Below are 14,140 nucleotides of genomic sequence, written 5' to 3'. Positions count from 1 at the left end.
CTCAATGAAAAATCTCGAAATACTTTAAAATGAAACTTTCGATTTTACGTCAAAAACTGATGACCTGGAGAAAAAATCAAAAATTTCTAAAATTTTTTTGAAAATTGTATTCCAAAAAGGCCCTGCGGATTCCTATTAGTGTAAGGGGTACACAAAAGAAACCTCTCACAAAAGCTCTTTGACAACTGAATAAGCCATCCCAGAGAGATACTTCTGGCACTGAATGTGCATCCTGCGCGTCTTACCAGAGAAAACGCCGCTGAAATATGGGGCAGGAACGGGCTGGGGTAGAATGGCAAAGCTCAAATAACAGCAGATACACTGCGGCGGAGCATGAAAGCGTGTTCCGCCGTAGGAATGTACTGTTATTTCCAATAGTGCAAATCCAATCCGACAGGGGGGATGAATTTACATGGAGTACCCGTATTTCAAAGGTCTGGAAGCAGACCGATACAGCTTTTACCGTGTGCCGAAGGCACTGGTCAAGGCTGATTTATTCCAGAAGATGTCCGGGGATGCCAAGCTGCTGTATGCTGTGCTGCTCGATCGCATGAGCCTTTCTATCAAGAACGGCTGGCAGGATAAGCACGGCAACGCCTATATCATCTGTACGATAGAAGAAGTCATGGACTCTATCCATTGTGCCAGACAAAAGGCGGTCAAGCTGCTGGATGAACTGGAACATGAGTTTCAGCTTATCGAGCGGCGCAGGCAGGGCTTGTGCAAACCCAATCTGCTGTATGTGAAAGACCTTTATGCGGGGCTTTCACAATCGAACTACTGGAAGTATGAAAATCATACTTCCGGCAGTTTGAAAAACGAACTTCCGGGAGTTCCAAAATCAAACGGAAGTAATACTGAGAAGATAAATAAGACAGATAATAGTGAGACTGATCTTATCTATCCGGCTGAACTGCAGGAAGAAGAACAGTACCGCCGCTATTTCAAGGAAGCTCTTGAATTAGAAATTCTGGAACAGGGCTATCCGGCAGATAAAGCGGTTCTGCATGAGATTCTGGAACTACTGGTGGAAACCGTCACCAGCAGAAAGAGGTTCCTGCGCATTTGCGGGGAGGAAAAGCCGAAGAAGGTGGTGAAAAGCCGCCTGATGAAGCTGGATTCCTCGCATATCCAGTACATATTGGAGTGCTTAAAAGAAAACAGCACACAGATTCGGAACATCAAGCAATACCTGCTGGCAACGCTCTACAATGCTCCCGTGACCGTGGATAGCTATTATTCCGCACAGGTTCGGCATGATATGGGGTGGGGCGGCAGGGTAGATAAAAATTAAGGAGGACAACCCCATGAACATCGTATTCATGAGTATGGACACGCTGCCCTCTACGCTGTGAGCGCGTGATCTGCATGACCAGATGCATATTCGCAGCGATTTCCGCAAGTGGTTCCCGCGTATGTGCCAGTATGGGTTCATCGAGGGCCGAGACTACGAGTATATGCCCCGTGTTCGGCTCCAGGATGAGGGCGGACGTACGGTCCAGCGGTATGTGAAAGACTATCGTATTACGCAGAACATGGCAAAGAAGCTTTGCAAACTGCACCATACGGCAGTCGGTGCGGCGTACCATCCGCAGCCGTTTGACTGGGACACACTGCTTGGCCTGCTGCATAAGAAGCCGCCGCGCCGGAGCAGCTACGAAACACAGTTGAGCGATTCAGATTCGCTGGTTACGACTACGCAGATCGCCAAAGAGTACGGCTGCGGAGCCAAGGTGTTCAATCGGTTGCTGCATCTGCACGGCATCCAGTACCGGGTCAACGGCCAGTGGGTGCTGTATTCGGAACACCACGGGAAGGGCTATACGTCCAGCCTGACGTTCCGACTCCAGCGCAGCGATGGTTCCGAGGCGGAAAAGCTGCACACGGCATGGACGCAGAAAGGCCGGAAGTTCCTTTATCATACGTTGAAGCGGCGCGGGGTGCTGCCGCTGGCTGAACAGGGAGGTTGAAGCCTATGAATTTCACGGATAACCCGTTTGAACGCATGATGCGCCAGCGTCCGGGAACGGACAGCGGCCATCCCTGCAAGCACTGCCGCCACAAATGGGAGTGCGGCTATCTGCTGCACCAGTGCCGCAAGAAGTTCCGCTCGGTGCTGGGCGATACCGCACCGCCTGCAGCCGGGGCAGTCCGCCCCTGATGCAGCGGCGATAGATGGGAGGTGAGCAACCGTGCAGGAAGAAGTCAACGAGAAAACCATCTCGCTGTGCATCAAAGGAGGAAAAATCACGGCACAGATTTTGAAAGCGGCCCTGATAAAGCTGCTGGCAGAGATGGACAAGAAGAAACAGCAGGCGAAAGGAGAAAAAAGCCAATGTAAGAAAACAGGTCGGCAAAGCATTAAGAGTCTGCAAAAGAGCGGCGCGCAGATCACGAACATCGTGGTTACGGACAATAATATCAAATCCTTCGACCGGGTAGCCCAGAAGTATGGTATTGATTATAGTCTGAAAAAGGTGGAACAGGAGGGAAAAAGCGAATATCTGGTCTTCTTCAAGGCCAAGGACGTGGATGTTATGACCGCCGCCTTTAAGGAATACACCAGTGAAACGCTGAAAAAGCAGAAGCGTGAATCGGTGCGTCAGAAGCTGGAAAAGGTGAAAGAGGAACTTTCCAATCACCGTCAGCTTAAGAAAGAAAAGAAGAGGGAGCAGGAACCGACACGATGAAGAATCTGAAAAAACCTGCCCGTCTGCCGCGCAAAGCACCGTCCAACCAGACGGGCGGGACGGCATGGGGCAAAAAACTGGCTGCAGTGGTCAGCCGGATGGCGCAGACAGCAGATATGAAAAAGCTGATCCTGCTGAATTTTCCGTACATCATCGCCTTTTACATGGTGGAGAAAGCCGCATGGCTCTACCGTCATTGCAATGGCGATTCCGTGGTGGACAGGCTGATGGTTCTTTTTATGAACTTTGGCCTGGCCTACAAAAGTGCCTTGCCCAGTTTTCACCCGTTCGACCTGATGGTGGGTCTGGTAGGTGCAGCGGTGCTGAAAGCCGTTATCTACTTCAAAGGGAAGAACGCGAAGAAGTATCGGCAAGGCGAGGAATATGGCTCTGCCCGGTGGGGCAACCAGAAGGACATCGAACCTTTTATTGACCCGGTATTCGAGAACAACGTCATCCTCACACAGACCGAACGGCTGATGATGAGTGGTAGACCAAAGCATCCGAAGTACGCCCGCAATAAAAACGTCATTGTGATCGGCGGCAGCGGCAGTGGCAAGACACGATTTTACGTTAAGCCGAACCTAATGCAGATGCCCGAAAAGGTCAGCTATGTCCTGACCGATCCCAAGGGTACGATCATTATCGAGTGCGGAAAGATGCTCTCGGATGCCGGGTATAAAATCAAAGTCCTGAACACCATCAACTTCAAAAAGTCCATGCGATACAATCCGTTCCATTACATCCGCAGCGAAAAGGATATTCTGAAACTGGTCAATACCATCATCGCCAACACAAAGGGGGATGGTGAAAAATCCGGCGAGGATTTCTGGGTCAAGGCCGAACGCCTGCTCTACTGCGCACTGATTGGCTACATCTGGTATGAGGCCCCAGAGGAAGAACAGAACTTCTCCACGCTGCTGGAGTTCATCAACGCAAGCGAAGCCCGTGAGGATGACGAAGAATTTAAGAATCCTGTGGATGAGCTTTTTGAGGAACTGGAACAGAAGAAGCCGGAACATTTTGCAGTTCGCCAGTACAAGAAGTACAAACTGGCGGCAGGTAAAACCGCAAAATCCATCCTCATTTCCTGCGGCGCAAGGCTGGCCCCATTTGATATTGCGGAGCTGCGTGACCTTATGGCCTACGATGAAATGGAACTGGATTTGCTTGGGGATCGCCGCACGGCCTTGTTCGTTATTATTTCCGATACGGACGATACGTTCAATTTCGTGGTGTCCATTATGTACACCCAGCTTTTCAATCTGCTTTGTGACCGTGCGGACGATCAATGTGGAGGGCAGTTAAAGTATCATGTGCGACTGCTGCTCGATGAGTTTGCGAACATCGGGCTGATCCCGAAGTTTGATAAGCTGATCGCCACCATCCGCAGCCGTGAGATTTCGGCATCCATCATCTTGCAGTCGCAGAGCCAGCTGAAAACCATCTACAAGGATGCTGCAGAAACCATCATCGGCAACTGCGACACCATGCTGTTCCTCGGCGGCAAAGAAAGCTCGACACTCAAAGAGATTTCTGAAACTCTGGGGAAAGAAACCATCGACCTATATAACACTTCCGACACGCGCGGACAAAGCCCTTCCTTTGGTACAACCTACCAAAAGACTGGCAAGGAACTTATGAGCCGGGACGAACTTTCTGTCATGGATGGCAGCAAGTGTATCCTGCAGCTGCGCGGAGTCAGGCCATTCCTGAGCGACAAATTCGACATTACCAAGCATAAGCGGTACAAGGAGCTTTCAGATTTTGATAAGAAGAACGCTTTTGATGTGGAACGCTATCTGAAGCACGAACTTAGGCTGCGGATGGATGAAGAATTTGATTGCTACGAGGTGGATGTGTCCGAAGAAAGCACAGCATAGGAAGGAGGACATTATCCGAAGTAAATACACCCGCCCACCTGTTCGGGCAGACCCCATGGCAGGTGACTTGTCCGACTGATCTCTACATTTTGCGATTCCAAAAGGCTGATTTTTATGAAAATGAAAGGAGAAGCCAGAATTGCAGGAAGCAGGCAGCACCGAAGATGTGCAAGCCTGTTTTTCTTTTGGAATCGTGTTTTTTATCAATGCTGCAATCTGGCGAAACAACACTATGGAATTCTTCAATCAGGCTATTACCGTTCTGCAGACTCTCGTTGTTGCCATCGGCGCGGGCCTTGGCGCTTGGGGCGTTGTGAACCTCATGGAAGGGTACGGAAACGACAACCCTGGCGCAAAGTCGCAGGGCATGAAGCAGCTCATGTCCGGCGGCGGTGTCATCCTCATCGGCACCCAGTTGATCCCGCTGCTCTCCGGTCTGTTCGGCTAATCAACAAGCGATAGGAGGAAAACTCGCCATTGTTCGATAATATTTTCGCAGCAATCGAAAAATGGATGAGGGAACTTCTTTCCGGCATGGTGGAGTCCAACCTGAGTACGATGTTCACGGCGGTCAACCAACAGACCAGTGAGATCGCTGCTCAGGTCGGGCAGACACCGCAAGGGTGGAACAGCAGTATTTTCAGCATGATCCGCAACATTTCGGATTCGGTGGTGATCCCCATTGCAGGAATCATCATTACGCTGATCCTCTGCTACGAACTGATCTCGATGCTGACGGAGCGGAACAATCTGCACGATGTAGACACATGGATGTTCTTCAAGTATTTCGTGAAGATGTGGATCGCGGTCTACCTCGTCAGCCATACGTTCGATATTGCAATGGCGGTATTTGACATTGGACAGTCGGTGGTAAATTCTTCCTCCGGCATTATCCGTGGCAATACCGCCATTGATATTAGTTCTCTTTCCAGGCAGATGCAGGCGGCAATGGCAACAATGGCGATTGGCGAACTGGTGACGCTGGCATTGGAAACCCTTGTTGTAAGCTGGTGTCTGAAAATTCTGTCGGTGGTGATCACGGTAATTATGTACGGCAGAATGATAGAAATATACCTCTACACTTCGCTTGCTCCGATTCCGTTTGCAACCATGAGTAACCGTGAATGGGGCCATGTGGGTACAAACTACTTCCGAGGGCTGTTCGCGCTGGCATTTCAGGCGTTCTTGATGATGGTCTGCGTGGCGATCTATGCAGCCCTCATCGGCAGCATCCGGGTATCTTCGGATATTCACTCGGCATTGTTCGGCACGATGGCCTACACGGTGATTCTTTGCTTCTCGCTGCTCAAAACGGGAAGTCTGTCCAAACAGATCTTCGGCAGTCACTAAATCCGGGAAAATCCAACGAAAGGAAAAGACAGCAGACAACGCCGTTTCCCGGCGGCGGTCTGGCTGTTCTGGTGATAAATGGCCTATGTAACGATTCCCAAAGACCTTTCCAAAGTGAAGAACAAGGTCTTTCTGAACCTGACGAAACGCCAGCTAGTGTGTATGGGGTTTGCAGCAGGCATTGGCGTTCCGTTCTATTTTCTTATGCGCGATACGCTGGGAACCAGCAATGCAGCGGCAGGCATGGTGCTTCTGATGCTGCCGGAGTTTTTCTTTGCGCTGTACGAGAAAAACGGGATGCACCTTGAAACCATCCTGACGAATTTCATCAGCGTCCGATTCAAACGTCCTGCGGTACGCCGCTATGAGATTGAAAACCTGTATGAGCGGGAACTGGAAACCGCAGCACCGATCCAGAAGAAAGGAGGCATTCTTGGTAAAAAGTGAACCGAAGAAGAAACCGCAGCCGGGCGGCTTCTTCCAGAAGTTCTTTCGTAAACCCGAAAAGAACCAGAAGGAACAGCGGTTGACCGTGCAGCGTTCCATTCCATATCTGGAAATGGGGCGCGACGGTATTTGCCGAGTGGAGGAACATCTGTACTCCAAAACTGTCCGATTCTACGACATTAACTACCAGCTGGCACAGAACGAGGATAAGAACACCATCTTTGAAAGCTGGTGCGACTTCCTCAACTACTTCGATGCCAGCATCCGCTTTCAGTTGTCGTTCATCAACCACAAGAGCGATATGAGCGAGTACAACAAGGTAATCCAGATCGAGCCGCAGCACGATGCGTTTGACGATGTGCGTATGGAATATGCGCAGATGTTGAAACAACAGCTTGCCAAGGGCAATAACGGTCTGGTTCGCACGAAGTACATCACGTTTAGCATCGAAGCAAAGAGTGTCCGGGAAGCAAAGCCCCGGTTAGAGCGTATTGAAACCGATATTCTCAATAATTTCAAGGTGCTGGGCGTGAAAGCCTACCCGCTGAACGGCGTGGAACGCCTTCAGATTATGTACGAAACCTTTCATCAGGAAGAACAGCAGAAGTTCGATTTCAGTTATGATCGCATCCTGCAGAGCGGCATGACCACCAAGGATTTCATTGCGCCGACCAGTTTTCTGTTCAAGAGTGGCAAGGATTTTATGATGGGCGATACCTATGGTGCTGCATCCTATCTGAACATCCTTGCCCCGGAACTGACGGATAAGGTGCTGGCCGAATTTCTGGACATGGACAAAAATCTGGTGGTCAGCATTCATGTGCAGTCGGTAGATCAGCTGAAAGCTATCAAACTGATTAAGGGAAAAATTACCGACCTGGACCGTATGAAAATTGAGGAACAGAAGAAAGCTGTGAGGTCTGGTTATGATATGGAAATTATTCCGAGTGACCTTGCAACTTATGGCGGCGAGGCCAAGAAGATTCTGGATGATCTGCAGAGCCGCAATGAGCGTATGTTCCTTGTTACGGTGCTTTTCCTCAATACAGCCAAGACCAAACATGAGTTGGATAGTGCTGTGTTTCAGACTGCTGGTATCGCTCAGAAGTTCAACTGCACTCTGAACCGTCTGGATTATTTGCAGGAACAGGGCCTTATGAGCAGCCTGCCGCTGGCAAATAACCTTGTTCCCATCAAGCGCGCACTGACCACCACTTCCACCGCCATCTTCGTTCCCTTCACCACGCAGGAGCTTTTTATGGAGGGCGATTCCCTCTATTATGGTCTGAACGCAGTATCCAACAACATGATTATGGCAGACCGCAAGCAGCTCAAAAACCCCAATGGTTTGATCCTCGGCACACCGGGAAGCGGTAAGTCGTTCAGTGCAAAGCGTGAGATCACCAACGTGTTCTTCACCACAACAGACGATATTATCGTTGCAGACCCGGAGGGAGAGTATTATCCGCTGGTGGAAGCGTTGGGCGGTCAGGTTATCCATATCTCGTCCACCAGTAAGGACTACATCAACCCGATGGACATCAATCTGAACTATGCGGACGATGATAACCCGCTGGGCATGAAATCGGACTTTATTCTTTCCCTGTGCGAACTTATCATGGGCGCACGGGATGGCATGGAGCCAGAAGAAAAGTCGGTTATAGACCGCTGCCTGCCGCTGGTCTATCAGAAGTATCTGAATGACCCGAAGCCAGAGAATATGCCGACGCTTGGTGATCTGTACGACTGCCTGCGGGAGCAGAAAGAGCGGCAGGCGCAGCGTATCGCCACAGCGTTGGAAATCTACGTCAATGGTTCGCTGCGAGTGTTCAACCACCAGACGAATGTGGAACTGGATAACAGAATTATCTGTTTCGATATCAAAGAGTTGGGCAAACAGCTGAAAAAACTGGGTATGCTCATCGTCCAGGATCAGGTCTGGAACCGTGTCACCATCAACCGCAACAGCAAAAAGAACACCCGGTACTATATAGACGAGTTCCACCTCCTGCTGAAAGAGGAACAGACCGCAGCATACAGCGTCGAAATCTGGAAGCGGTTCCGAAAATGGGGCGGTATACCGACAGGAATTACGCAGAACATCAAGGATTTGCTGGCCAGCCGAGAAATCGAAAACATCTTCGAGAACAGCGATTTCATTTATATGCTCAACCAGGCATCCGGCGACCGGCAAATCCTTGCCAAGCAGTTGAATATTTCGCCGTTCCAGCTGTCGTATGTGACGAACAGCAACGAGGGCGAGGGGCTGCTGTTCTACGGCAACACGATTATCCCGTTCAAGGATAAGTTCGATACATCGCTGAAACTGTATGGCCTGATGACCACCAAGCCCAATGAGATGGGAAAATATAAGGAGAAAAAAGAAGCATGAACACATCGAATGTTTTTGACCGACTGAGCCGCAAGATTCATCATCACTCTGACATGGAGCCGCACGAAAGCGATTCCGGCCCGCCCTTTGGTGAGGTGGAGCCGCTCAACTTCCACGATGAAGAATCGGTAGTGCATACGGTGCTGGAAGATTTCTATGCGGTTGGCACACTGGCCGATGAACTGACTGACGGCTTTCACATGGAAGCCCACGGTTATCTTGACCGTAAGGAAGTGAATGCCCGTCTGATCGCCTTTGCCCGGAAGCTGGAGCAGGTGCTTGATAAGTGGGAAACCCATGCGGCTCTGCTTGCATGACAGTTCCGGCAGGAAGAGGGTGAACCCGATGGCAGATAAAAAATTCCGAGGCAGAGATAAAATCGTTCAGAAAATGACCAAGGATGGTCTGGTAGATGAAAACCTCCGCACCGGGGAGCGGAAGTCCGCAACCGCAGAAGAAAAGCCGGGGCAGGAAGATTCGGCAAAAGAAACTGCGGAAAAGGAAACAGACGAAGAACCTGTCATGGACGAAGAAATCTGTATGGATGCCGAGGATGGAAAGGAGGAAACACCCCGGCATCACAGTACCGCCAAGCAGAGCGCAGACTATTATAAAGCCCATCAGGAGGATGGGAAGCCGAAGGATGCGCCTGCGGAATCGGATGCAGAGCCGCAGACCAAGAAAGGCCGACTTTCTTTTGAAGATGAAAAGGGCGGCATCGTCCGTGGCATGGGGATGGGCGTTAAGAAGGTGGCCAAGAAAGGAGTGGATACCGCCACCGGATTTGCCCATCAGAAAGTACATCAGGTAGAAAAGGACAACTCCGGCGTGGAAGCTGCTCATAAGTCGGAAGAAGCCGCCGAACGCCTGCACCACTTTGTCAAAGGCCGGAAAAAGCCGAAAGAGACATCCGCCAGAGCGGAGAAAAGAGGTGGGGAGAATCAGAAATCCAGCCGCCTAAAATTCACCGAGGGCGAGGACGGCACTGCAGAAAATGCAGCAGAACCGTCGCTGAAAAAGAAACAGCCCCAGCCACCGCCGACTGCCGCAGGAGGTGAATCAAAAACAGTCGGTGCGAAGTTTTACCAGAAAAAGCAGTATAAGGATGCTTATGCAGCCGCCAAGCGCGGCCAGAAAGCCGGAACTGCCGCCAGCAAGCAGGCAGCAGCGGCAACCAACACCATTACGGAAAAAGCGAAGGCGGCGGTGCAGGAGATCGTCGCGCAGAATAAAACCCTGTGGGTCAGTATTGGAGTGGGTATCCTGCTGGTGATGGTCATGCTGGGAGCCTTTTCAAGCTGCGGTGCAGCAATTCAGGGAACGGGTAGTACCTTTGTGGGAACGACATATCCCAGCAAGGATGCCGACATGAAAGGCGCGGAAGAGGATTATCTGGAACTGGAAAAGGAACTGGATAAACAGATTCGGCAGATGGAATCCACACATCCGGGCTATGATGAATACCGCTATCAGCTGGACGAGATCGGCCATGACCCGTATCAGCTGATTTCTCATTTGACGGCAGTTTATGAGCAGTTCACCAGAGGACAGGTCAAGCCTGTTATCAAGGAACTGTTCAAGCAGCAGTATCTCCTGAAAGTGTGGGAAACGATTGAGATTCGCACTCGCATGGAAACCAGAGTAGGGGTTCGGCCAACGATTGACGCTTTTGGAAACGTCAGCATGGAAACCTATACCTATCAGGAAGAAGTGGAGTATGAGTACAAAATCCTCAATGTCCTGCTGAAAAACAAGGGCTTTGACACCATCGCGCGGAAGAATATGAACCGGAAGCAGACTGGGCGATACGATGCCTATAACCTGACCTATGGCAACCGCCCGGAACTGTTCGGTGCAGGCTCCCCGACATACAGCGGCGGCACAACGGGCAGTATCGGCACAGGCGGTGCTGGTGGCTCCGGCGGTGGTTTCAAGTATGATATTCCATCGGAAGCCCTTTCGGATGAAAAGTTCGCAAGGATGATTGAGGAAGCCGAAAAGTATCTTGGTATGCCGTATGTGTGGGGCGGAAGTTCCCCAAGCACCAGTTTTGACTGCTCCGGCTTCGTTTGCTGGGTCATCAATAACAGCGGCAATGGGTGGAGCGTTGGGCGTACAACAGCCAACGGTCTGCGCGGAAAGTGCAGTTATGTTTCTCCTGCGGATGCACAGCCTGGTGACTTGATCTTCTTTGAGAAAACCTATAACACCGTTGGCGCGTCGCACGTTGGAATCTACGTCGGCAATGGCATGATGATCCACTGCGGCGACCCCATTTCCTATACCAGCATCAATTCGACCTACTGGCAAAGCCACTTTTTAGGCTTTGGCCGCATCAACTGAAAGGAGGGCCGATGGGCAAAAAATTACAGAAATATCTGGATGAAGCCGAAAAGACGGAACAGCAGATCGCGGAACTGGAAGAACGGCTGAGAACCATCCGGGCAGCACAGAAAAAGGAAGAGGACAGCGAGATCATCCGTGCCATCCGCAGCACCAAGATGGGCGGGCGCGAACTGCTGGCTCTGCTGGACAACATTCAGGCGGGCAACGTGACGTTCCTGACCGCTGTAAACAACGCTTCGGAGGAAGCAGAAACGGAGGAAGCGATTGAAAAAGATGCTTAAACGGCTGGGAGTTGTTATCCCCAGCACAATTCTGACCCTGCTGATGGCGGTGGGCTTTTCGACTCCGGCCTTTGCCTATGTGGATACCACCGAGGTGGCAGAGGAACCTGTGCAGGTGATCGAGGAAGCCGAGCCAACGGAGGAAGAAAAGATCCCGTTCACCATCGCAGGCAACGGCGAGGTGGAGGACAACATCGTAGATGACCCCAGCAAGGAGTTCTTCACAGTAAAGACCAAGGGCGGCAACACGTTCTTTCTGGTGATTGACCGGGCGCGGAACAGTGAGAACGTCTATATGCTCTCGATGATCGACGAGTACGATTTGCAGGAGTTTCTGGACGATGAAGAGCGGAACGGCAAGCAGGAAGAAGGAACGCCTGCGGTAGTCCTGCCCGAAACCAAACCCGAACCTACCCCGGATGTAGAAATCGAAGAACCGGAAGAGGAATCGAGCGGTGGCATGAATAAGATTCTGCTGCTGGTATTCGTGGCGGCACTGGGCGGTGCAGGTGCTTTCTTCTACTTCTACATTTATAAACCGAAGCCGAAAGAAGAAACGCCGCAGAGTGAAAATCTGGAAACCGACCAGAGCCTTGCGACTGTGAACGAGGACATCCAGCAGGAGTAAAACCGTGAGATAAGGGGGCAGGGGTAGTCGAAAGGCTATCCCTGCTTTTTTCATAGGAAAGGAGAAATCTTTGAAATATCTGGTGATTGCAGAAAAACCGAGTGTATCGAAATCCATTGCAAAGGTGATCGGTGCATACCGACAGGAGGACGGGTATCTGGAGGGTGGGGATTGCGTGGTCAGCTGGTGTCTGGGGCATCTGGCAGAGTATGCAGCTCCGGAACACTACGATGAACGCTATGAAAACTGGCGTTTTGAGGATTTGCCGATTCTCCCTGTCGAGTGGAAACTGCTGGTACACAATACAAAGAAGCCGCAGTTCAATGTCCTGCGCAAACTGCTCCGCAGCAAGAAATTTGATTATGTGGTGAACGCCTGCGACGCAGGGCGCGAGGGCGAAGCGATTTTCCGCCGTATGTATGCTCTTGCCGGAAGCAAACTCCCCATCAAGCGGCTGTGGATCAGCAGCATGGAGGATGCCGCTATCCAGCAGGGCTTTGAGAACCTGAGAGATGGCGCGGCCTATGATAACCTGTTTGCAGCGTCCGAGTGCAGGGCAAAAGCGGACTGGCTGATCGGCATGAACGGAACTCGTGCTTTTACGAAAAAGTACGGCAGAAAACAGACCATTGGCCGTGTGCAGACCCCGACGCTGGCGATGCTGACCGAACGGCAGACCAAAATCCAGAACTTTGTAAAGGAACCCTATTATAAAGTGGAACTGTCCGGTGGGGGCATGGTCGCAGTATCGGAACAGATGGCGCAGGAGCAGGATGCCGATACCATGCGGGCTGCCTGTGACGGGCAGTGCGCGGTGGTCGGCAGCATCGAGCGAAAGAGGGTAGAAAAGAAGCCCCCGAAGCTGTATGACCTGACAACTTTGCAGCGAGAAGCAAACCGCTATTACGGTCTGACCGCCAGCCAGACCTTGCAGGCGGCACAGGAACTGTATGAAGAAAAGCTGGTGACGTATCCCAGAACGGACAGCCAGTTCGTGACCGAGGATATGCGCAAGACGGTGGAATCTCTGGTACTGGCCTTAGATGGCGCGGCGGCAGACGTAAGCTGCGTTATCAACAACAGCAAGGTCACAGACCATCATGCGATCCTGCCGACGATGCAGGGTGCAAAGTGTAATAAGGCAAAGCTGCCCGAAACCAAACAGAAGATTCTTTCGCTTATCATCTGGAAACTGGTGCAGGCTGTGCAGCCGTCGTTCATCTATGAGGATGTGCTGGTAACAGTGTGCTGCCAGGGCAGGAACTTCACGGCAAAATATAAGGATGTTCTGCAGCCCGGCTATACGGCAAAACCTGTTCCGCTTGTGGAGCCGGAGAAGAACAAGGATGCGTCACTTCCGAACGATCTGGAACAGGGGATGGTTATTCCGGTGGTACGGGCAGAGAAAAAGCAGGGCTTTACTTCACCGCCGAAAGTCTACACCGAAGATACCCTGCTGTCGGCCATGGAAACCGCAGGCAACAAGGAATTTGAAAAGGACACGGAGAAGAAAGGTCTGGGAACCCCTGCAACGCGCGCTGCGATTCTGGAAAAGCTGGTATCCGCCGGCTATGTGCAGCGTAAAGGCAAGCAGATGATTCCCACGGAGGACGGTGTGGCCGCGATCCGCAATATCCCGGACTACCTGAAATCTGCCAGTATGACAGCCGAATGGGAAAATGACCTGCTGCGGATGGAGCGCGGCGAGATCAAGCCCTATGATTTTATGCAGGGCATCCACGGATTGCTCGATAAGATGTTGGCTGACCTCCGGCAGATTCCTACCGTCGCGGCAGCTCCCAATCATAATAAGGTAAGCGTAGGAAGCTGCCCGGTCTGCGGAAACCCTGTACATGAAAGTAAACTCAGCTTTTGTTGTGCAGACCGCAGCTGCAAATTTGCCCTCTGGAAAGAAAGCAGATACTTGTCCAACATGAGAAAGACGCTGGACAAGAAGATGGCGGTAGACCTTTTGAAGAAAGGCCGCACCCATGTAAAAGACTTTTATTCCGCGAAAAAAGATAAGACATTCGCCGCTGACCTTGTGATGCGCGTCGAAGAGGGCCGCGCACAGTACAGTCTGGAATTTCCCAAAACACCGATGAAAATGAAAACGTAAAGGA

Annotated in this window: 14 protein-coding genes; all 14 read left to right on the top strand. The window is 51.3% G+C overall.

All coding sequences use genetic code 11. The features are described 5' to 3' along the window. Nucleotides 1–412: 412 nt before the first annotated feature. A complete protein-coding gene (locus ACT8X9_RS06185) occupies nucleotides 413–1,294 on the top strand; it encodes a DUF6017 domain-containing protein (RefSeq protein ID WP_444268448.1) in 882 nt (293 codons plus the stop codon). A 70-nt stretch (nucleotides 1,295–1,364) separates the two neighbouring features. Beyond that, nucleotides 1,365–1,970, top strand: coding sequence for a phage antirepressor KilAC domain-containing protein (locus ACT8X9_RS06180; protein WP_444268453.1), 606 nt, complete (start codon nucleotides 1,365–1,367; stop codon nucleotides 1,968–1,970). Nucleotides 1,971–1,975: 5 nt separating this feature from the next. Next, nucleotides 1,976–2,161 carry a hypothetical protein gene (locus tag ACT8X9_RS06175; RefSeq protein WP_055185257.1) on the top strand — a complete coding sequence of 62 codons (186 nt, stop codon included), beginning with the start codon at nucleotides 1,976–1,978 and terminating at the stop codon, nucleotides 2,159–2,161. 31 nt (nucleotides 2,162–2,192) lie between these two features. Beyond that, a complete protein-coding gene (locus ACT8X9_RS06170; RefSeq protein ID WP_444268447.1) occupies nucleotides 2,193–2,690 on the top strand; it encodes a PcfB family protein in 498 nt (165 codons plus the stop codon). 98 nt (nucleotides 2,691–2,788) lie between these two features. Next, nucleotides 2,789–4,573 carry a VirD4-like conjugal transfer protein, CD1115 family gene (locus ACT8X9_RS06165; protein WP_444268452.1) on the top strand — a complete coding sequence of 595 codons (1,785 nt, stop codon included), beginning with the start codon at nucleotides 2,789–2,791 and terminating at the stop codon, nucleotides 4,571–4,573. Nucleotides 4,574–4,805: 232 nt separating this feature from the next. After that, nucleotides 4,806–5,021, top strand: a complete 216-nt coding sequence (locus tag ACT8X9_RS06160; protein ID WP_444268451.1) for a Maff2 family protein — start codon at nucleotides 4,806–4,808, stop codon at nucleotides 5,019–5,021. Nucleotides 5,022–5,086: 65 nt separating this feature from the next. Continuing rightward, nucleotides 5,087–5,923, top strand: coding sequence for a VirB6/TrbL-like conjugal transfer protein, CD1112 family (locus ACT8X9_RS06155; RefSeq protein ID WP_444268450.1), 837 nt, complete (start codon nucleotides 5,087–5,089; stop codon nucleotides 5,921–5,923). A 78-nt stretch (nucleotides 5,924–6,001) separates the two neighbouring features. Then, a complete protein-coding gene (locus ACT8X9_RS06150; protein ID WP_444268446.1) occupies nucleotides 6,002–6,370 on the top strand; it encodes a PrgI family protein in 369 nt (122 codons plus the stop codon). Then, the gene (locus ACT8X9_RS06145; RefSeq protein WP_444268445.1) at nucleotides 6,306–8,762 is read left to right on the top strand and encodes a VirB4-like conjugal transfer ATPase, CD1110 family; all 2,457 of its coding nucleotides are present in this window, start codon (nucleotides 6,306–6,308) and stop codon (nucleotides 8,760–8,762) included. Before ACT8X9_RS06150 ends, ACT8X9_RS06145 begins: the two co-directional genes overlap by 65 nt. After that, on the top strand, nucleotides 8,759–9,079 hold the full coding sequence (locus tag ACT8X9_RS06140) for a hypothetical protein (protein WP_444268444.1): 321 nt from the start codon (nucleotides 8,759–8,761) through the stop codon (nucleotides 9,077–9,079). The genes ACT8X9_RS06145 and ACT8X9_RS06140 overlap by 4 nt, the downstream gene beginning before the upstream one ends. Before the next feature lie 28 nt (nucleotides 9,080–9,107). Further along, nucleotides 9,108–11,105, top strand: coding sequence for a CD1108 family mobile element protein (locus ACT8X9_RS06135; protein WP_444268443.1), 1,998 nt, complete (start codon nucleotides 9,108–9,110; stop codon nucleotides 11,103–11,105). An 11-nt stretch (nucleotides 11,106–11,116) separates the two neighbouring features. Then, nucleotides 11,117–11,389: a DUF4315 family protein gene (locus ACT8X9_RS06130; protein ID WP_055187021.1), complete on the top strand. Its 273-nt coding sequence runs from the start codon at nucleotides 11,117–11,119 to the stop codon at nucleotides 11,387–11,389. Next, nucleotides 11,382–12,017 (top strand): CD1107 family mobile element protein, encoded by a 636-nt coding sequence (locus ACT8X9_RS06125; RefSeq protein WP_444268449.1) that lies wholly within the window; start codon nucleotides 11,382–11,384, stop codon nucleotides 12,015–12,017. Before ACT8X9_RS06130 ends, ACT8X9_RS06125 begins: the two co-directional genes overlap by 8 nt. Nucleotides 12,018–12,087: 70 nt before the next feature. Next, the gene (gene topB / locus ACT8X9_RS06120) at nucleotides 12,088–14,136 is read left to right on the top strand and encodes a DNA topoisomerase III (protein WP_444268442.1); all 2,049 of its coding nucleotides are present in this window, start codon (nucleotides 12,088–12,090) and stop codon (nucleotides 14,134–14,136) included. Nucleotides 14,137–14,140: the final 4 nt, after the last annotated feature.

Origin of the sequence: Faecalibacterium sp. (assembly GCF_052358865.1) — a bacterium.
Classification (GTDB): domain Bacteria; phylum Bacillota; class Clostridia; order Oscillospirales; family Ruminococcaceae; genus Faecalibacterium; species Faecalibacterium butyricigenerans.
This window is presented reverse-complemented; position numbering and strand designations above follow the sequence as displayed.